Origin of the sequence: Paenibacillus sp. FSL R5-0912, from assembly GCF_000758605.1 — a bacterium.
Classification (GTDB): Bacteria; Bacillota; Bacilli; order Paenibacillales; family Paenibacillaceae; genus Paenibacillus_AQ.
The window spans coordinates 7,580,400-7,600,369 of the sequence record NZ_CP009282.1 but is presented as its reverse complement, the minus strand read 5'-3'; the positions used below and the strand labels follow the sequence as shown (position 1 = coordinate 7,600,369).

The window sequence follows — 19,970 nt, the reverse complement described above, 5'->3', positions numbered from 1 at the left end:
ACAGAATATAAGAGAGCCGTGAGCCGCCTGTAAGGGCGGCCTTATATTTATCTATTTAAGGCGGCGGGTTAATGCCCAGAATAGCAGAGCCAGGGCACTGACGATTGCACCTAACAAGCATACTCCGTTCCAGCCTGAGTGAGCATAGATGCTGGTAGATGCGATTGACCCGGTGGCGCTGCCTATGGAATAGAAAATCATGTAACCGGCAGTAAGCCTGCTGCGTGCCTCAGGGCGTACCGTAAGAATCATGCTCTGGTTGGTAACATGTACGGCTTGTACTGCCAGATCAAGCAGGATAATGCCGATGATTAGCGCGGGAAGCGAATGCTCCGTATAACTTATGGGCAGCCATGACAGAAGCAACAGTATTAATGCCACACCTGTAGTCCTCTGCCCTAAACCCCGGTCGGCAAGACGGCCTGCCTTAACGCTCCAGCTGCTCCGGCAAGTCCAAACGCGCCGATTGCAGTATGGGATAAAGACAGCGGCGGAGCGCTGAGCGGCAGGACCAGGGAAGTCCATAATATACTGAACGCGGTAAAAATCAGCAGAGCCAGTACAGCGCGGATGCGCAGAATTCGCTCCTGTGCGAATAACGTGAACAGCGAGTGCAGCAGCTGCAGGTAGGATAAGGATTCTCTTGAGGGCTCATCCTTGGGCAGCACCCGAAACAATACTCCAGCCATAATTAGTGTTAAACCCGCAGAGACCAGGTAGACAGAGCGCCAACCGGCTATATCCGTCAATACACCGGCGAATGTCCGTGCGAGCAGAATCCCAATTACGATTCCACTGGTTACCACGCCCACGGTACGTCCGCGCTCAGCCGGGGCTGCCAAAGTTGCGGCGAAGGCAACCAGTGTCTGTGTGACTACGGCAAGCAATCCAACTGCAGCTATGGCTATGAATAATATCCTGCTGGTGGGGGCGGTGCCCACCACAATCAAGGCCAGCACGGATACCAGCATCTGTCCGGCGATCAGCCAGCGCCGGTTCAATAAATCGCCGAGGGGCACCAGCAACAGCAGTCCAAGAGCGTAACAGACTTGAGTGATGGTGATAACAAGACCGACGGAGGAATGAATAATCCCGAATTCCTGCGAGATAGCGTCCAGCAGGGGCTGCGCGTAATAAATATTGGCGACTGCCAGTCCGCAGGCGATGGCAAATAAGAGTGCAACACTCCGGGACATTGGAGATGCCGGAGCGGATTCGGATGCTATAAGCGGTTGTTCAACTACCTTTTCCAAAGAGACGCCTCCTTAAATTTCATTTCATACTGAACGGTATGAAATAATTCCTGATAAATGTAACCCTGATAAATGGTTATGTCAATACCTGCTGCGCAATCCCAATTTTATTGACAATGTAATCTGTGAACAATAGAATTATAATATACTGAACGATATGAAAAGAGGGGTTATATTGGCCCGGCAACGTGAATTTGATGAAGACAAGGTATTGGATGCAGCGATGCAGCTATTCTGGGAGAAAGGATTCGAAGCTACCTCTTTGAGCGATTTGACTTCAAGAATGGGCATTCAGCGCCCCAGCCTATACTCCGCCTTTGGAGATAAAAAAGGACTATTTGAAGCTGCGCTGCGCAAATATACGAGTGCTCACGCTGCCTCTATCCGGGGCAGACTCCAGACTAATTCTTCTGTTAAAGAAGCATTCCGCAGTTTTTTTGAGAATCTAGTGGCACAGGAATATGGGAAAGACCCGAACTGGGGATGCTTTTGCCTAAACTCGATGGTGGAGCTTGCGCCGCATGATGAGAAGTTTGCAATCCTGACCAGAGAACATCAGATGTATCTCTCGGTAATCTTCCAGGAAACGGTTGAACGGGGGTTGCGTTCAGGTGAGCTTGATCCCGGGATTAACGCAAAGAGTCTGGCGCAGACACTGGTCATATCATTAATCGGACTGACTGTGTTCATGAAATCCCGGCCTGAGCGTGCCTTTATTGATAAATCTGTCAGAGAAATATTGACATTGTTGAGATAGAATCATGAATAGGGGAATCTGATTAGAAAGGTTGGCTTATAATGCTGCTGACGACTGAGGACCAATTAATTGACGAGATCGCAGGCTGGCTGAAGAAGCATTTTGAGGCTGAGCTGCTGTCTGCCGGGCGTGTGAATCGCGGACTATTGAACGAGAAGTGGATTATCGGGACGAATAAGGGGCGGCTATTCGCCAAAAGCTATCACCCCGGGCGGTTCAAGATGGAGGATCCGGAGTTTCGCGGCAAGATTGAGAATGCGCTGCAGCTGCAGCTCCTGTGGTACCAGTCGGGAGGACCGTGTCCTGAGCCTTTAACGCTGGAAGGGCGCTGCATGCACATCCTGCCCTGCGGAAGATACATGACCGTCATGACATGCTGTCCGGGTGCTATGGTGCCAGCCGGCAGGATCGGTGAGCAGGGAATGCATGCACTCGGACGGGCTGCTGCGGATATGCATACCGTCTGGGGTGCCGCGGCGGCATCAGGGGTCGGAGCAGCAGTGCAGGCGGGTGAACCGGCCTGGCAGTTGTCGCGCGAGGAGATGGAGCTCGCCTGGGAGGTAAGCTGGGAGGCAGCCCGCAGCTCGTCTGGGCGTGTCCGGGACGCGCTGCTATTACAGAAGGCGGTTGCTGATTCACTTGGAGATAAGGACTTTACGCCTCTGACAGCGGGCTGGGCCCACCTTGATCTGTGGGCGGACAACCTGCTGTTCGAAGGGGATGCGCTGACAGCCATCGTTGACTTCGACCGGGCACGCTACTCGTTTCCGGCGCTGGACCTCGGACGGGCGGTCCTCTCCGGCACACTCGGCGGGAGCGGATTCCGCGGGGATGCGGTTGCTGCTTTCGCTGAAGGCTACCGTAGTGTACACCCGCTGCCGCCGGGCACTCTTTTGCGGGCAGTCAAGTATGTCTGGTGCATCGAGTCGCTTTGGTGGATCAAGCCGCCGCTCGATTCGTCGAGCAGGGTCCCTGCCCGCTTTGCCGAAGAAATGATTCATACTGCGGAGCATTGGGATCAGCTTGATGCACTTCTTGGGGATATTTAGCTGGATGCAGGTTAATCCGGTAGGATTAACCTACACCGTCACTTTCCAACAAGGAATAGAAATTATCGCGGTCCTCGTCATCAAATTGGCCAAGCGTTCGTACCCGGACAAGCTCGTGACCCCCATACAAATCTAATTCCTCACCAAAATTATTGTAGAGTGCAATCATATGGCCCTCCTGATTCAGCTCCATGTATCCGTAACTTTCATGCTCGGGCTTTTGACCGTAAAGGACCACAAATTTGATTATATCCACGCTGTTCATGCACAGCACTTCCCTTCTATGGCATATCATTAGGCTAGGCTTGTAGCAAATTTTACGTGAAGCCGGACGAATAGGAAAAAGCAGTCATGGTCCTCATACCCGCAAATTCATTCATACTTGGTAAGTTTAGGGGGGCATACCCTCAATGCCGCTCCCACAGAAATTATTTCTTGACAGGATGGGATTAGGGGATTAATATATCGTGCCAGTTCACTCTGTTACTCTGCTATGGCTAAACACATAAAAAAGCTTTCCACAATCCCCTTCCGGGCGATTATGAAAAGCCATTGTGCAAACATTGTTTATTACGCTCCCTAGAATTTCTCCGGGAACTGCTTGATAATGCCTGATGACAGAACATCCGCTAAATGAATCATATGGACCTCATTCTTGTCGGTTGCGGCAATATCTGCTTGCCATTCTCCCTGGAGGCAGCTCAGCACAATGTCTGTAATTAACTGAAGGTGTGTATACAGCATCTCTTGCACCGCTTTAAACGGCCAGTTTGGATTCAATGCGCTTAAAAAAGTTGCAATATCATCGGCATTCTTATGCCAATCGGCCTGCAGCTTCTTCACATCGGCGGGATTGCCTGCTTTGGCGGCTGCTACAATCTTCACTGCAATCCCAATATGCTCTTTCAACAGCTCCGCAAGCTTATTGCCGGCAGCCTCCCCGTAATACGGTTTGAATACATCACCTATGTCCTGCTGGTTTCTCAGCAGCCGGTTCAGTACGTCCTTCTGGTCCGGGTTATTCGAGATGGCGCTGACAATATAGCTTCGCGTCCATATGGTATGGTCAATCCATACCTTCTGCATATCGCTTTTCAGCTGAACCATCCTGGGGCTGAAGCAAGCCGCTTCTTTCTTGTCGCCAGCCTGTGCCTGTACGGGGCCTGCTGCTTGCGTCAAGGTGAGTATGAGCACCAATGTTAACGCCAACAGCCATTTGTTTTTCAAATTCATCTGCTCCTTTAGGTGTGTGAATGAAATGGCTTGTATTATTATGGCTGAAGCGGGAGGTTATATTCAGAATAGGCTATTATGGTTTTGTTGTTCTTCTACTTTTCTTCCAATTGTTGTTGCCTAATCCTCTATTTGCAAATATTATAGATTCATAATACTCCATGACATTACATCATTTTTCGAACTATTATTTGTAATAATACGAGGAGGAACGGTAGCGATGTTCAGGAAAAGGATTATGAAACGAAGCTTTGCTCTATTAGTAATTCTAGTATTGGTATTATCTTCTATTCCGCTCAAGCCTGCTCTGGCTCAAGAGGACTCAACGGGCGGCCTGCAGGAAACGGTCTTCACGGGAGAGGGTTACGAGGTAATCTACACTATTTCTTCCAAGTGGGAGGGGGCCTTCAACGCGGATGTCACCATCAGGAATACGGGCGACCGGACGATTGAGAATTGGACACTGGGCTTCAGCCAGCCCTATGAGATCACTAATATCTGGAACGGGATTGTGCAGGCCTATGAGAATGGTGCTTATGCAATTCAGAATGCAGGGAGCAACCAGGACATTCCTGCGGGCAGCAGTGTGAATTTTGGCTTTACAGCGAAGTGTGACGGGGAACTGGTCCTACCGGCAGCATTTGATATACAAGGCAGCGAACAGATCGTGCCGGCAGGAGACTATGAAACAAGCTTCAAGGTGACAAGTGACTGGGCAAGCGCTTTTAACGGTGAAATTGCCATTAAGAATCTATCGCAGACCACCATTGAGGACTGGAAGCTGAGTTTTGATTATGAGGGGAATCTGGAACGGTTCTGGACGGCCGAAATCACCGGGCATACCGGTAATCATTACGTCATACATAATGCAGGCTACAACGCCAATATTCAGCCGGGGGAGACGCTGACACTCGGGTTCTCCGGGAATCCGGGAAATGTAGTCAATGAACCTGCGGGCTATGAGCTGACGCAGATTGCGGCCCGGCAAGAAGTACCTGAACCGGAGGAAGTCTCCGTGCAGCTGGATACGTACGGTTTAGAACTTCAGAATAGCGCAGACGGTGACTATTACTTCCTGAGAACGAAGCTGGACAAGCTGTCGGGAACACTGGGAGGGACATCGCGCATCAAGACCTTTACCTATCAGACTTCTGATAAAAATAAAACGGTCCTGCAGCAAGGAGCTATTCCTGTAAATGAGGTCTGGTCCGTGGAAGGCATAGGGCTGGGTGTTGGCTATAATCTGCTGAAGCTAAGTGCGCAATTAAGCGATGGTTCTGAGGTTGCCAAAGAGTATATCATTGTGAATTTCGACGAGAATAATCTGGATAACTTAGGGATTGACCGGGAGCAGGACAGCGACAGCGACGGAATTAGCGATTATTACGAAGAACATTATGGCCTTTCCGTTACCAGTAAAGATACTGATGGAGACGGATTAAGCGACCGGGATGAGATTATCGTATTGAAGCTGAATCCGCTGGAACAGGATAGTGATCAGGACGGGATTCTGGATGGTGACGAAGACAGCGATAACGACGGATTAACCAACCTGGAAGAGTTGTCCTATCAGACGAGCCTGATCAGCGCGGATACGGACGGCGATGGTCTTTCGGATGGCGAAGAGGTACAGAAGTACCAGACGGACCCCCTGAAGACGGACACCGATGGCGACGGGCTGTCGGATGCCTGGGAGGTGAAGATCGGAAGCAATCCGCTCGTAATGGAGGCGAAGTTCTCAAGGACGGTTGTGGTTGAAGCTGCGGATGCCAAGGTAGTTCCCTGCGTTACCGTTGAAGGGGTCAGCGCGGAACAGGTGGGCAGTTTATCTGTAGATCCTGTTCAGGACGGCATTCTTAATGATGCAACGATCCCCGGCTATATCGATCAAGGCTACAATTTCTCAATAAACGGAGCCTTTGAGAAGGCGACGATTTCCTTCGAACTGGATGATAGCTTGTTGAATACAGCGAACTTCGTCCCGCGGATCTACTATTTCAATGAAGCCGCTCAGTTATTTGAAGAGCTACCTAATCAGAAGGTTACGGGTAATGTGGTTTCGGTTGAGACTGCACACTTCTCAAAATATATTTTATTAAACAAAACCGTATACGATACTGTATGGCAGTATAAGTTCCTGTATGATGAGGGAGAAGAGCAATATTCGGGGATGGACATTGTCTTCGTCATCGACTCCTCGGGCAGCATGTCGGGCAATGATGGAAGCAATGTGAGAACCAGCGTAACCAGACAGTTCATCAACCTGCTGACAGGAAGTGACCGGGGCGCTATTGTTGATTTTGACGACACCGCCAAGGTATTATCCGCGTTCACCTCTGATAAGACAGCTTTGAATACAGCCGCAGGGAAGATTGACAGTAACGGCGGAACGAGCTTGACTAGCGGAATTGCAAGTGCGCTTAATTTGTTCACCGCCAGCGGCAGAACAGATGTCCTGAAGTATATTATTATGCTTACAGATGGAGACGGCACTTACAATACATCGCTGACCAAGCAGGCCGCTGATAATCAAATCGTTATTTATACGGTAGGGCTCGGCAGCAGTGTATCGACGAGTATATTGACAAATATGGCGCAGGGCACCGGCGGCAGCTACTATCATGCGAGCAACGCCGACCATTTATACGGGATCTTCGATACGATCGCCGAGACCTCGGACTTATACAAAGATACAGACATGGACGGCATTAGTGACTATCACGAGAAAGAAATGCAGGCAGGCCGATTGCGTCTAGGTACAGGTGGTGCGGTGGTCAGAGTGAACTACCTGGATGCGGACAGCGATGACGACGGGCTCAAGGATGGTGAAGAGGTCCGCATTCTGAAAGTCGGCGATAAGGTCTATGCCTATATGTATTCTAATCCTAATCTGACAGACACAGACGGCGATGGTCTGAACGATGCGGTGGATCCCAGAAGGCTGACTCCAGATGTTAATGAGGCATTGATCCTTCAGTCAGATCACAGAGAGGGAGTACTCAAGGATGCTCCGCGAGGAGATTATACCGTATCGGATGACCTGACGTTCAATGACTACACCTATAGTGAATTATTCAAGCTGGGCCCGGTGTTCTCTGTGGCCAAGATTACGCCGGAAGCCATGATCTGGGGCGAAATGGCATTCCTGTTCTCCGTCGGCCAAACCGGTGCGAGTGACGATATGAGCTCCGTTCTGAGCGATTTGATCTCGACGTTCAGATACGATAACCGCAGTAATGAAGGCACATCGGTTTCCGACGGTGACACCTTCAATACGGACCAATATATCAAGTATCATAACAGCAAGCTGGACAATGCAGTCATAAGTGACTCCAGCACCGAGAATTATGTGCAATTAATCCGTGATTTCGTTGTCCAGGAGCTGCACAATAGTAATGGCGACCTGTCTAAGCTGGAGTATGACCCAAGTGCGAACAAGAAAGTTGTTTATGATTACGTGGGCGGATTCTCACACAGCCCGTATCCGGTGTTTACGGAGAAGACCAATCTGGCGTTATCCCTGGCGATTCATGCCTTCCATGGCAATAATATTACCATTAAGGACTTCAAGATTGCCGGAGACCAGTTCAGCGGGAAGCTGGTGTTCCATTTCTATGATCATTTCGGCCTGGACGCAGATGATGAGATTAATTGGCCGGGCTTTGTCGATTGGTTCACGCTGCAGCACTACGACCGTTTCAACGGAAAATATGTGCCGTTTATTACAACGATTGATTACGAGCTGTATTTCAGCGGTTCTGTTAACTAATTCAAAGCGTCTCATTCTGAAAGGGTCAGGCAGGTGGAGTTATGGGCCGCACTAGAATCGTCTTTATAGGCATTGCAGCCGCAGTGATAATTGTGGCGTTAGGGGTGATTATTAACTATAACCATTCCAGCGCGAAATATGATATTTACAGGGATCATCGCGAGCTGTTTGAGGCTGTAAAAGAGGAGACCGAGCTTCTTATGACCAGCCTGGATAACCGGAGTGATATAGGAAATACCTTTATCTACTCGAATAACGGCAATGCTGTGGGCCATCAGTTCCTGGATGGTGCGAATGCGGGCCTGCAGGGCAATGTACAGCAGATTATAGAGGTATCAGAAGACAAGCTGAACTTTGTCAGATACAGCAGACAGGACGGGAAGAGCCTCCTAAGGTTCGTATTTGACTGGGAAGGCGAGAAAGGCAACACCTATCATATTGTGTATTGTGACAGTCAGGATCTGGTCGAGAAGGCTTATAGTGAGGAGCCTGCTAACTACAAGCTGGATACACTGGCGGACGGCTGGTACGGGATAGAGATCGAGTGATCTGAGCGATGGCTGCATAACGGAGCAAGCCCCGTCCCTTCAGGGACGGGGCTTTTTATGGGGTAGGGTTAAATCCGGACCTGTCAAAATCAACCTCTTCAATAAATTCGATAATTTCCCCGTTAGGGCTGTGAATGAGTGCGTTCTTCACCAGCAGCGGCGGTTCGCCAAGTGACAGGGTATCCGGTTCTACGAAAGTCCTTGCTCCGTGAGCAAGGGATTTTTGATATGTTTCCTCCACATTATCTCCATAAAAGGCAAAATGCAATAATGCACCGTGGGCTATTTCTTCTTCAGATGAAGCTTTCTTTCCCTGAGCAGGAATCACGGCATCGTTATCAGCATCGAAGCTTCCTGGATGTGAAATGAGGGCAGACTCCAGTGATGGCCCCGCTTAAACCCCAGAACTTCGGTATAAAATGCAATAGTCGCTGTATAATCTCTAGCTTAAATCGCTACATGTGCCAGACCTTTTACGCCCATCTAATTACCGCCCCTTATCTGATATAGGTTTATTATAGGTATAACAAAGCTTGAAATACATGTGAATAACAAGGGATTTCTCCTGAGACGGTCCGCGTAAAGTATAACGAATTTGTTGCAAAAGGGGCTACAGGGATAACTGCACCGAAGGTGATGTCCTGGGGCACACTACGGGATTCTTTGCAGATTCCGGAAGGCAATATTCATTCCCTCTTTGCGGTTAACCCCGTTACTGCAGAGAATACCTGAGAGACCCGGCTTGGAGAACCATAGCAAAGCAGACCGCTATCCAAACAGGAGGGCGGTCTATTTCTTTTTTCTGACGAGAGGAGAATTGGGCTTGCATCCTGCTGCAGCTTCTGTTATCTTGATATTAACAAAATGTAATTATCATAATGTTAATAAGTTATTCCCATCAAGAATAGATGCAGAAAGCGGAGGGATGCAGCGTGAAGAAGATTGCGGGGAACTGGAATGGGTTCGAAATCGTCTGGCTGGTTATATTTACTTTGATTGCAATTGGTTTTACAATTGTTTCCAAGGATTCGTTTCTGGGGTTCACGGTCTTCATTACCGGGGTGCTGTGCGTGGTGCTTACGGCGAAGGGGAAGCTGATGAGTTATGCTTTTGGGATGTATAACACCTTCGGCTACGCCTATCTGGCTTATATTAACGGATTATTCGGAGAGGTTATGCTGAATCTGCTTTTCTTCGTGCCGATGAATGTTGTAGGCTTCTATATGTGGAAGAAGAATATGCAGAGCGGCAAGCTGTCCATGCGCCAGATGGAGGTCAAAGGCAGGCTCCTCACGATGGCGGTCTGTATTTCCGGGGCGCTGCTGCTGGGGTATAGCCTGTCGTTCCTCCCGGCGCAGAACTCGCCTTATATTGATGCTATCACGACTGTGTTATCTGTAGTGGCTACGATTCTGATGGTGCGGAGATTCAAGGAGCAGTGGCTGGTCTATATTGTGCTGAATCTGTTCACGGTGCTGCTCTGGGTAATCCGGACGGTGGAGGGCAGTGGTGAAGGTCTGCTGATGATCGTCATGTGGAGTGCCTATCTGATTAACGCGCTATATGGCTACTATAACTGGAACAAAGGGGCTAAGGAGGCGCTGGCATGAAGACGCTCGGATTAACACTCGGAAAGTTCGCTCCGCTGCATAAAGGGCACCAGCTCATGATCGAAACGGCGCTGCAGGAGGTCGATGAATTGATCGTGGTGATCTATGAAACGTCCGTCTCTCCGGTTCCGCTGCATATCCGCGCGAACTGGATACGCAGGCTGTATCCGTCATCGGTGCGGGTAATTGAAGCGTGGGATGGTCCGGACGGGTACTCCGATGACCGGGAGCATGAGATCCGGGAAGAACAGTATATTCTCGGGCTGCTGAAGGGCGAGCAGGTGACCCACTTTTACTCCAGCGAGTTCTATGGCAAGCATATGAGCATCGCCCTGGGCGCCATAGACCGGAGGGTGGATGAAGCGCGTCAGCGGGTACCGGTATCGGCCACCATGGTCCGCTCTGATCCTTATAGATACCGGCAATATGTAGGCGACATCGTATACCGGGACTTAATTACGAAAATTGTGTTTGTAGGAGCGATGTCTACCGGCAAATCGACGATTACTGAGGCGCTGGCGAAACAGTATAGGACGGCTTTTGCCAGTGAGTACGGGCGGGAGTATTGGACGGAGCATCAGGTGGACCGCCGGATCGGCATAGAGGCTTTTGACGAAATTGCCGTGGGCCATCTTAAGCGGGAGGAACGGGCGCTACTGGACGCAGACCGGTATCTGTTTGTCGATACGAATGCGATTACCACCTATATGTACGCCCTGGATTACCACGGACGGGCCCCCGGGCTTCTCACCCGGCTGGCGCTGGAGAATGCGCAGCGGTACGATCTGTTTTTCCTGTGCGGTGACGATATTCCTTATGACGATACTTGGGACCGCAGCGGGGACCAGAAACGGCATATTTTCCACAAGCAGATCATAGCGGATTTGAAGGAGCGGCGGATTCCTTACATCACCCTGAGGGGAACCCTGGAGGAACGCATGCGTAAGGTGGACGGGGTGCTTGCCAGGTTCAAGCCTTATGGGAACTACTTCGGAGAGCTGCAGAACTAGAACAATGAATCCGGGAGGCGAAGACGCTTGGAATTGTTAGATCATAATGGACTTACAGAACGTGAATTTCTGGAGCGATACCGGGCAGGAGATTATGAGCGGCCTTCGGTGGCGGCGGATATGGTGGTTTTTACGGTCACGGACAAGGAGGCAGACGACTCTCTCAAGCTCCAGGACAAAGAGCTGCGAATTCTGCTGATCCGCCGGGGAGGGCATCCCTGCCTGGGATGTTGGGCGCTGCCGGGCGGCTTCATCCAGCCGGATGAGACCGGGGAGCAGGCGGCTGCGCGTGAACTGTATGAGGAGACCGGCGTTGCTGATGTATATCTGGAGCAGCTCTATACCGTTACCGATCCCGGGCGCGACCCCCGTACCTGGGTGATGAGCAGCAGCTATATGGCCCTGATTGACAGCAGCCGGATCCAGCTGCAGGCGGGGGATGATGCCGAAGACGCGGCCTGGTTCACGGTAAGCTACCGGCTTGTAAGGGAGCACAAAGAGCTGCTGGAAGAAGGATACATCGGAACCTTTACTTACGAGCTTAAGCTGGGTGCCGGAGAGGGAGAACTGACGGTGGTTATAGACCGTACGGTGACAGCCAAGCCGGCCTCCAGGTCAGTCACTTACTCGATCCAGTCCAATGACGGGCTTGCTTTTGATCACGGGAAAATCATTGCCCGCGCCATCGAACGGCTGCGCCAAGAAACGGAGCAGACCGGCATCGCGCTGCACTTAATGCCTAAGCTGTTTACCTTACAGGAACTACAGAAAGTGTACGAGGCGATTCTGGACAGAGAACTGCCGGAGGCTGGCTTCCGGGACAAGGTGGCGGGTCTCGTGGCTGAGACTGGCCACTCCACGGATATTGCCGGACAATCGCCTTCCCGGTTGTATCAGAGAGACTGGATCAAGATACAGGACAATGAAGATAGAAGGGTGGAGTTACAGGGGTGAGAGTGAAATTAGAAGGAATTACGGTTTTGGCCCTGGATGTTGCTGGAATGACTGGCTTCTATCGTGATGTTCTGGGATTTAAGGCTATTGTTGAAGAGGATCACTATGCTGAATTTGAGAATGACGGTGTTCGTCTAGCGATATTCTCAGCACCCTTAATGGCGGATAACACGAACGGTCATCACTCCTACGCAGAGGAGCGTAAAGGACAGGCCTTTGAGCTTAACTTCGAATGTGACTCTCCTGAGGATGTCTACACTAGATACGATGAATTTGTTGCAAAAGGGGCTACAGGAATCACAGCGCCGAAGGTGGTGCCCTGGGGACACACCACGGGTTTTTTTGCAGATCCGGAAGGCAATATACATTCCCTCTTTGCGGTAAATTAAGTAACCCCAATTCTCAAGGAGAATCAGGGTTGCTTGATTTGTGAAATGCTCAGGGTCACCTTCCCTCCGCCGGAGGGGGATACATTATCCAGACTAAGGCTGCCCCCGTGCTGCTCGGCCACAGACCGGGCAATGTAGAGCCCCATCCCGTGATGGTTGCCGGAGCTTCGGCTCCGGTCGCCCCTGTAGAACTGATGGGTTGCTTCTTTCAGATCAGCCTGCGAGAAGCCGCGGCCGGTATCAGTAATCATGAAATGAACAGTATCAGCACCGCCCTGCACGAGCAGACCGATGCTTCCCTGCGGAGGTGTATGCTCTGCCGCATTCGCGAGCACGTTAACAATCCCCCGCAGCAGCAGCTCTTTATTAATGAAGAGGAACTCGGGCAGGTTTTTCTTCTGGACAGAGGTATGCAGGTTCTTCCCGGAGGAGAGGGCCTTCAGCTGCAGCTCCAACTCTTCAATAATTCCCCCTGTTGGCACAAGGGATTCCCGGCGCTCCGCTCCAGCCTGCAGGCTGGACAGATCAATAACCTCCTGAACGAAGGCTTCGATGTCCCCGGCGCTGCGGAGAATATAACTGTTATACTCCCGCTGGGCATCATCCTGTGAGGTCTCCTGCAGCAGCTCTGCGTTTCCCCGGATGATGGTGAGCGGTGTCTTAATGTCGTGGGCCAGCGCGGAAATCTGTTCTCTGCGGGAACGTTCCAGCTCCCACTGCCGCTTAAGCGAGGTATTCAGGGCTTCCTTCATCCGGTCCAGGGAGGCCAGTACCTCATCGATCTCGCGGATTCCGGAGGGCTTAATGGTGAACTCCAGATTCTCACGCTGGATGTGCCCGGTCGCTTCCTGCAGCCCGGCCATTTTCTTCGACAGTCTGCTGCCGAACAGAGCGGCGAGCAGGGCGGCCTGGAGCAAAATACCGAAGATGAAGAGCAGGATGGCCAGCAGCTGAGGATTCGGCAGATAGCTGCGCATCAGGGAAGAGGCGTACTGCGGCGTTAAGCTATAACGGAATATCCAGATTTCCTGCCCGTGCCGGGCGGTTGTATAGAAATGAGAGCCCTGACTATCCCCATGCTGCACGATTTCCCAGGCATGTACTGCTTCCTGGCGTTTCAGATTACCGGCCAGCAGTTCCCCATCCCCGGTGAACACGGTATAATCGACCCTGTCCGGAACCATCTGCGGCGTTACTGCTTCGCTTGAGGTAAGCCGTTCCTTGAACGCTGCAATCTCCTTCTCGGCATAGTTTGCCGGCAGCACGGCATCCCAGGCAAAAGCCAGCGCGAACAGGCCGAGTAGCACGCCCAGCAGCAGGATCGTTCCCAGGCTTAAGAACAGAAGGTACTGCAGGAAAAAGGTGCGAAGGCGTACGGTTTTGGTTAATTTTACAGCTTCCACTTATATCCGATCCCCCAGATGGTCTCAATGACATCCATTCCATATTTGCTCAGCTTGGCCCGGATATTCTTAATATGCTCCGTAATAGCGCTGCTGTCGCTTTCCCCGTCATACCCGAAGACCGCTTCATAGATATGTTCCTTGGAGAAGACCTGTCCGCGGCTGCGGGCCAGGAATTCGCAGATTTCATATTCGCTTTTGGTCAGAGACACCTTGTCCGCCTGGACAAACAGCTCTTTGCCGGAGAGATTGAAATGTACGTTCTCCATATACAGCACCTTCCGCTTCTCCCTGCCCTCCCGCCTGAGGTGGGCATCAATCCGTGCACGCAGCGCCCCTATACCAAAGGGCTTCACAATATAATCATCTGCTCCCAGGCCCAGGCCGTACATCAGATCGCTTTCCTGTGTTTTGGCCGTTACAAAAAGAATGGGGCAATCCACTGCCCCGCGGATCTCCCGGCAAAGGGAAAAGCCGTCCACCCCCGGCATCATGACATCCAGCAAAATAAGATCGTATGCGCCAAGGTCGGACTGGCGCACCTGGGTGGAATCAGAGATCACCGTCACCAGGTGCTGATCCGTACGGAGTGCATTGCGAATCAGCGACAGGATAGCGGGCTCATCGTCTACTACGAGTATTTTGGCCATATTCATTCCCTCAATTATAAGTTGTAGGTCTAATTCTCCGTTGATCGTCCTTCCCAGCGCCTGAACCATAAGAGGCATACCAGGGAAGCGGTGATTGTTCCTGATATGCAGACGGCAATTCCGGTATTCAGGCCGGATACGGCAGGGGATAACGAAATACCGGAAGCGTGGATTGTCCATAAAGAGATGAAGCGGACACCCCAGGCGAAGGGGATATAGGGCCAGATCGAATCGCCCAGTCCGGTGAGCATTAAGGCGGACACCAGACTTCCCGCAAGCCCTGTTCCAATAGAAGCCCCCCGGCCAAATTGCAGGCTGGCTGTCAGGTGAAGCAGGTATAGAAATATATTGCTCCCGAACAGAATAACCGCCCCGGTGAGGTAAAAGGGTAATCCCAGTCTGTCCTGCTGCAGAATTCTGCTAAAGCCCAGGCCAAAAAGGCTGTAAGCGAACAGGACGGCTCCGAGGCCAAAACACAACAGGAGCAGCAGCTTACTTATATAGGTTGTGATTCTGGCTGCAGGTACAGCAAGCATTGCTTGATACTGTCCTGCATTCGCTTCCTGTTCCGCCGCCATGGAGCAGACGAGCCCGATCAAGGCAGGAAGGGCACAGCCCAGAGACTGCATGAACGCCAATGCCTTATCTGAGGCGCTCCATGGGGAGTAAGAATAGTAGGCCAGGAACACGGCAGCTCCGGTTAAGGGGGCCAGCAGATGAATCAGCAGAAACGGTGTGTGCCGGGTTTTGAGCAGATCCGCCCGCAGCAATCCCAGTAGTGTGGCCATGTTACTTCGCCTCCTGCTTATGGAACCATAGTGCAGTAAGCAGGAACAGTAATCCGAACCAGACCAGGGAGACCAGTACATCCGCCAGAATCATGTCTGTGCTTCTCAGCGGACTGTCCGCCGGTACCGGGAGGCCGTTCGGCAGGATGGACAGCACCGGGCACATGAGTCTGAAAGTAATCGTATACGGGATGTAATCCCACAGTCCTCCGGCATCGAAGGTAACCACACCCACGACAGTGCCGAACATATTAAGCAGAACAGCGGCGAATAATCCAAGCCGTGCGGCCAGGAACAGACACAGTGGAATCTGCCACAGAAACGTAATGAAGATCAGCGCGCTGCCGGCCAGGCTGCTTAGCAATGGAAGGGTCTGGCCAAACAGCATTCCCCCTGCTGTAATGCCAATCAGGAACAGGAGGACAGCCGCGGACAGCCACTGCGCACAGGCGATGATTTTCCCGGCCCAGAGGATCTTCGGATCCACGGGAAGTGCCAGCAGTCCGCGGTATTTCATCTTGGCATCCTTATGCAGAGCCAGTGAACAAGTGAGTGTCAACGCCCCCGGCAAGAGCATGGTGTACCACCAGTTATAAGCCCCGGTCTGAAAATAGCGTCCGCCCATTAGAATGGCACACAGCAGCATCGTGAATACAGGGGCGATCCAGACCAGACTGGGGATGAAGGTGCGCCGCCATTTTAAACGTTCAGCCCTAATATGACTAAGCATGCGGCGCAACCTCCCTCCGGCCTGCTGCTGCCACCTGCATGAACAAGGCTTCCAGCTCTTGGCCGTGGGGAATGGCACCCTGATATCCCAGCACTCCGCCGGCGATAATCCCGATCTGATCGGCTACCTGTTCGACCTCGGAGAGCATATGACTTGAGAGGATGACAGTGATTCCCTGCCCGGGGAAGGAACGGATCAGCTCCCGCAGCTCCTGAATCCCGATAGGGTCTAGCCCGTTGGTCGGTTCGTCCAGAATGAGCAGCTCCGGCTGATTCAGAAGTGCAATCGCGATGCCGAGCCGCTGCTTCATCCCCATGGAGAATTGTCCGGCACGTTTCTTCCCCGTCCGGGCCAAATCCACGGTGGTGAGCACCTCTTCGATCCGGGACTGCGGTAATCCTAGGGCGAGTGTGCGCACCTTGAGATTCTCCCGGGCGGTCAGGTTCTCATATAGCGGCGGCGCCTCAATCAGTACGCCAATTCTGCGTAAGTCCTTGCGGGTCCAATCATGCCCTTGAATGCGGATACTGCCGGAATCGGGGCGCAGCATGCCTGCGAACATTTTGAGTGTTGTGGATTTGCCGGCGCCATTCGGACCAAGCAGTCCATAGATCGAGTTGCGCGGTACAGCAAGTGATACATTGCTCACAACGGTTTGGTGCTTGAAGCTTTTGCATAGATTCTCGGTTTCCAGAATCATGTCCCGCATAGTATATCATCCTTTCTATCTCCACAGTCTAAGAGGAGATTCTAAGGATTCTATAAGGATAAGGGAGGATTCCCCGGCACCAACGGGACCCTCGGCCCCAGTAGCTTGGTACCCAGCCAGGAGCCGACAAAGCCGTCTAATCCAGCGCCCTTACCGTCTCCCCCTCAATCAGCACAGGCTGATAATAGGTGCTGTTCCGCAAATCCTTCTTCCCCTGCAGCTTTTTAATAACCCACTCAGCGGCATCACGGCCCATCTGCTCCTGCGGATGGGTTAAGGTCGTGAGCTTGATGCCCGCATTTTTGGCGATATAAGAATTATCCTGGCCAATAATTGATAGATCCTCCGGAATCGAAATCTCCAGCTGTCTGCACACATTTACGACTTCCAGGCCAACCTCATCGTTATAGCAGACAATAGCTGTTAATACCTCTCTGTTATCGGTCAGGAACTGCTTCAGGTTCTCTGACAGGGCTTGCTTGGACTCGGTATCGAAGGACAGCACCTGCTCGGGGTGAAAGCGTAATTTGGCTTCTCCTAGCGCTTTGATATAACCCTTCATGCGGTATTTGCCTTGCAGGTCATCCATTTTGGCAATAATACCGATCTGGGTATGACCCTTGGAGATCAGCTCTTTGGTCGCCAGGTAACTGGACTGCACATCATCAAGGCAGAAGAAAGGCACCTCCAGTTCTTCATAATAAGCATTAATCATGATAAACGGGACATCCTGTTCTTTGAACGACAGATAGTAGGCAATATTGGGGTTGTACAGATTGCTTTTGGTAGGCTCAATAATCAGACCTTCAACGCCGAAGGACAGCATCATCTCCAGCGCCTTCTTCTCCTGGGCGACATCATTATTGGTACTGGCGAGCAGCAGCGAATAATTATCCTCATTCAGTCTGCTCTCAATCCCGCGGATGATGGAAGGGAAGATGTAATCTGAGAGGTAGGTCGTGATGACACCGATGGTTTTATTATTGGGGTTGCCCCCTGATTTGGACCGGAACTGGTTGCTTACATAGGTGCCTGATCCCTTCTCGCTTCTTAGAAAGCCCTCGTTGGATAGCTCCAGGATTGCCTTCCGGACGGTTTGCCGGCTCACACCATAGGTGTCCTGAAAGGCTAATTCTGTTGGAATCTGCTCGCCCACACTATAGGTTCCTGACAGTATATTGCTTTTTATATCATCAAAAATAATCTGGTATTTGGTTCTCACCCGGCTCACTTCTTTCATGGTTGTTCATATACGAATCGGTATATTCGCAATAGTTGTACGTACACATTATAGTATGAATATATCGTTATTATAATCCGATGTCTACTATGTATAAGCGTTTCAAGGGAAATAAGGATCTCTCACTGTAAAATTTGTATGTATATCTTGTATGTAATGTTGACAAATGTACGAACAAAAAATATACTAAGTCTGTTAATAAAGGAAGCGCCTTCTTTCCATTTCTATTATAACAGTTTGGTTCAGAGAGGAGTAACGTGGGCATGGATCAGAACATCGGGCAAGCGGTACTTAAGGGAGAAACTTCACTGGGTATCGAATTTGGATCCACACGTATCAAGGCAGTACTGATTGATCAGCGTTTTGAGACCATCGCATCCGGAAGCTTTGAGTGGGAGAATCTGCTTGAGGGCGGGTACTGGACGTATCATTTGACAGACATTATTAAGGGCCTGCAGGAGGCTTACCATGAACTGAAGCAGGAGGTCCAGCAGAAATACGGTGTTACGCTTACGACCGTCGGTTCTATCGGGTTCTCGGCAATGATGCACGGATATATGGCTTTTGACAGCGAAGGCGGGCTGCTGGTTCCGTTCCGGACCTGGCGTAATGCAACAACCGGTGCTGCGGCCAAAGAATTAACGGATGTCTTCCAGTTCAACATCCCTGAACGCTGGACCATAGCGCACCTGTATCAGGCGATACTGAACGGGGAAGAGCATGTGCCTCAGGCGGAGTTCGTAACAACGCTGGGCGGGTATATTCACTGGCTGCTGACCGGCAGCAAGGCGATCGGGATCGGCGATGCTTCGGGGGTGTTCCCGATAGATGAGGCCATGCAGGATTACAATGCAGCGATGGTTGCACAGTTCGATGAACTCATTGCAGACAAGGGCTATCCTTGGAAGCTGAAAGATATTCTCCCTAAAGTGTATACTGCGGGTGAGCAGGCAGGGCTATTAACTGAAGCGGGTGCGTTAATTCTGGATGCGTCCGGGGATCTGCAGCCGGGTATTCCGCTGTGTCCTCCGGAAGGTGACGCCGGAACAGGAATGGTCGCTACGAACAGTGTCCGCAAACGGACCGGCAACATCTCCGTAGGCACTTCCGTGTTTGCAATGATCGTGCTGGAGAAGGATCTTACAGCCGTATATCCGGAGATTGATATGGTAACGACACCAGACGGCAGTCCGGTCGGCATGGTTCATGCCAACAACTGTTCCAGTGATCTCAACGCCTGGATCGGCTTGTTCCGTGAATTCTCGGAAGCGATGGGCTTTAAGTCTGACCCCGGCCAGCTGTTCAGTGTCCTGTTCAATAAAGCACTGGAGGCGGATGCCGATGGCGGTGGTCTGCTGAGCTACGGGTATTTCTCCGGGGAGAATATTACCGGGATTGAGAAAGGCCGGCCGTTGTTTGTACGCTCACCTGAGAGCCGGTTCAATCTGGCCAACTTCATGCGGACGCATTTATTCTCCGCTTTTGGTGCGCTGAAGATCGGAATGGATATTCTGACCAAGCAGGAGCAAGTGTCGATCGACAGCATTCTGGCCCACGGCGGGTTATTCAAAACCCCTGTTGTCGGCCAGAAAATCGTAGCCGCTGCAATGAACGTCCCTGTCTCTGTCATGGCAACAGCCGGAGAAGGCGGCGCATGGGGGATGGCGATTCTGGCCTCCTACATGCAGAACAAAGAGCAGCAGGAGCGTCTTGATGACTTCCTTGACCACAAGGTATTTAAGGATGTGGAAGGACAAGTCATCCATCCGGATGCAGCTGATGTTGCTGGCTTCGAATTGTTCATGGAACGTTACACCGAAGGTCTGGCGATAGAGCAGGCTGCTGTAGATCATCTGGTAGAGAACGGGAGGGGTTAAT

General features: G+C 51.4%; 17 protein-coding genes and 2 pseudogenes. 9 read left to right on the top strand and 10 right to left on the bottom strand.

Annotated features, from left to right (window positions below; genetic code table 11):
* Nucleotides 1–51: 51 nt before the first annotated feature.
* A pseudogene (locus R50912_RS32345) lies at nt 52–1,196 on the bottom strand (MFS transporter).
* Between the two features lie 232 nt (nt 1,197–1,428).
* Between R50912_RS32345 and R50912_RS32340 the strand changes: the two are divergent.
* Entirely contained in the window at nt 1,429–2,010 is a 582-nt protein-coding gene (locus R50912_RS32340) for a TetR/AcrR family transcriptional regulator (protein ID WP_042241031.1), read from the top strand.
* A 41-nt stretch (nt 2,011–2,051) separates the two neighbouring features.
* A complete protein-coding gene (locus tag R50912_RS32335) occupies nt 2,052–3,059 on the top strand; it encodes a phosphotransferase (protein ID WP_042241028.1) in 1,008 nt (335 codons plus the stop codon).
* A 25-nt stretch (nt 3,060–3,084) separates the two neighbouring features.
* Here the strand turns inward: R50912_RS32335 and R50912_RS32330 are convergent, their stop codons facing one another.
* Nucleotides 3,085–3,324, bottom strand: coding sequence for a hypothetical protein (locus R50912_RS32330; RefSeq protein WP_042241025.1), 240 nt, complete (start codon nt 3,322–3,324; stop codon nt 3,085–3,087).
* Between the two features lie 314 nt (nt 3,325–3,638).
* Nucleotides 3,639–4,286 carry a glycosyltransferase gene (locus R50912_RS32325; protein WP_197073015.1) on the bottom strand — a complete coding sequence of 216 codons (648 nt, stop codon included), beginning with the start codon at nt 4,284–4,286 and terminating at the stop codon, nt 3,639–3,641.
* Between the two features lie 226 nt (nt 4,287–4,512).
* Between R50912_RS32325 and R50912_RS33780 the strand changes: the two genes are divergently transcribed.
* Both R50912_RS33780 and R50912_RS32315 read left to right on the top strand, forming a co-directional pair.
* Nucleotides 4,513–8,061: a DUF3289 family protein gene (locus R50912_RS33780; protein WP_052416805.1), complete on the top strand. Its 3,549-nt coding sequence runs from the start codon at nt 4,513–4,515 to the stop codon at nt 8,059–8,061.
* A 41-nt stretch (nt 8,062–8,102) separates the two neighbouring features.
* Nucleotides 8,103–8,609, top strand: a complete 507-nt coding sequence (locus R50912_RS32315; RefSeq protein WP_042241020.1) for a hypothetical protein — start codon at nt 8,103–8,105, stop codon at nt 8,607–8,609.
* A 55-nt stretch (nt 8,610–8,664) separates the two neighbouring features.
* Here R50912_RS32315 and R50912_RS32310 read toward each other — a convergent pair.
* Nucleotides 8,665–9,035 (bottom strand): annotated as a pseudogene (locus tag R50912_RS32310) (VOC family protein).
* A 506-nt stretch (nt 9,036–9,541) separates the two neighbouring features.
* Between R50912_RS32310 and pnuC the strand changes: the two are divergent.
* The 4 genes from pnuC to R50912_RS32290 are packed head-to-tail and all read left to right on the top strand — an operon-like array spanning nt 9,542 to nt 12,572.
* Complete coding sequence (gene pnuC / locus R50912_RS32305; protein WP_042241017.1) at nt 9,542–10,219, top strand: nicotinamide riboside transporter PnuC; 678 nt, start codon at nt 9,542–9,544, stop codon at nt 10,217–10,219.
* Nucleotides 10,216–11,229, top strand: a complete 1,014-nt coding sequence (locus R50912_RS32300) for an AAA family ATPase (RefSeq protein ID WP_042241015.1) — start codon at nt 10,216–10,218, stop codon at nt 11,227–11,229. Before pnuC ends, R50912_RS32300 begins: the two co-directional genes overlap by 4 nt.
* A gap of 27 nt (nt 11,230–11,256) precedes the next feature.
* Nucleotides 11,257–12,183, top strand: coding sequence for an NUDIX hydrolase (locus R50912_RS32295; RefSeq protein WP_042241012.1), 927 nt, complete (start codon nt 11,257–11,259; stop codon nt 12,181–12,183).
* Nucleotides 12,180–12,572, top strand: a complete 393-nt coding sequence (locus tag R50912_RS32290; RefSeq protein ID WP_042241009.1) for a VOC family protein — start codon at nt 12,180–12,182, stop codon at nt 12,570–12,572. Before R50912_RS32295 ends, R50912_RS32290 begins: the two co-directional genes overlap by 4 nt.
* A gap of 23 nt (nt 12,573–12,595) precedes the next feature.
* On the opposite strand, the gene R50912_RS32285 is transcribed toward R50912_RS32290, so the two are convergent.
* The 6 genes from R50912_RS32285 to R50912_RS32260 all read right to left on the bottom strand — a co-directional run bounded on the left by R50912_RS32285 (nt 12,596) and on the right by R50912_RS32260 (nt 18,074).
* Nucleotides 12,596–13,975: a HAMP domain-containing sensor histidine kinase gene (locus tag R50912_RS32285; protein ID WP_042241006.1), complete on the bottom strand. Its 1,380-nt coding sequence runs from the start codon at nt 13,973–13,975 to the stop codon at nt 12,596–12,598.
* Entirely contained in the window at nt 13,963–14,625 is a 663-nt protein-coding gene (locus R50912_RS32280; protein ID WP_042241003.1) for a response regulator transcription factor, read from the bottom strand. Before R50912_RS32280 ends, R50912_RS32285 begins: the two co-directional genes overlap by 13 nt.
* A 29-nt stretch (nt 14,626–14,654) precedes the next feature.
* Nucleotides 14,655–15,413 carry a lantibiotic immunity ABC transporter MutG family permease subunit gene (locus R50912_RS32275; protein ID WP_042241000.1) on the bottom strand — a complete coding sequence of 253 codons (759 nt, stop codon included), beginning with the start codon at nt 15,411–15,413 and terminating at the stop codon, nt 14,655–14,657.
* Between the two features lies 1 nt (nt 15,414).
* Nucleotides 15,415–16,143, bottom strand: a complete 729-nt coding sequence (locus tag R50912_RS32270; protein ID WP_042240998.1) for a lantibiotic immunity ABC transporter MutE/EpiE family permease subunit — start codon at nt 16,141–16,143, stop codon at nt 15,415–15,417.
* Nucleotides 16,136–16,852 carry a lantibiotic protection ABC transporter ATP-binding protein gene (locus tag R50912_RS32265; protein ID WP_042240996.1) on the bottom strand — a complete coding sequence of 239 codons (717 nt, stop codon included), beginning with the start codon at nt 16,850–16,852 and terminating at the stop codon, nt 16,136–16,138. The genes R50912_RS32270 and R50912_RS32265 overlap by 8 nt, the downstream gene beginning before the upstream one ends.
* A gap of 136 nt (nt 16,853–16,988) precedes the next feature.
* Nucleotides 16,989–18,074 carry a GntR family transcriptional regulator gene (locus tag R50912_RS32260; protein ID WP_042240993.1) on the bottom strand — a complete coding sequence of 362 codons (1,086 nt, stop codon included), beginning with the start codon at nt 18,072–18,074 and terminating at the stop codon, nt 16,989–16,991.
* 281 nt (nt 18,075–18,355) lie between these two features.
* On the opposite strand from R50912_RS32260, the gene R50912_RS32255 reads away from it, so the two are divergent.
* The gene (locus R50912_RS32255) at nt 18,356–19,969 is read left to right on the top strand and encodes a xylulokinase (RefSeq protein ID WP_042240991.1); all 1,614 of its coding nucleotides are present in this window, start codon (nt 18,356–18,358) and stop codon (nt 19,967–19,969) included.
* Nucleotide 19,970 lies beyond the last annotated feature (1 nt).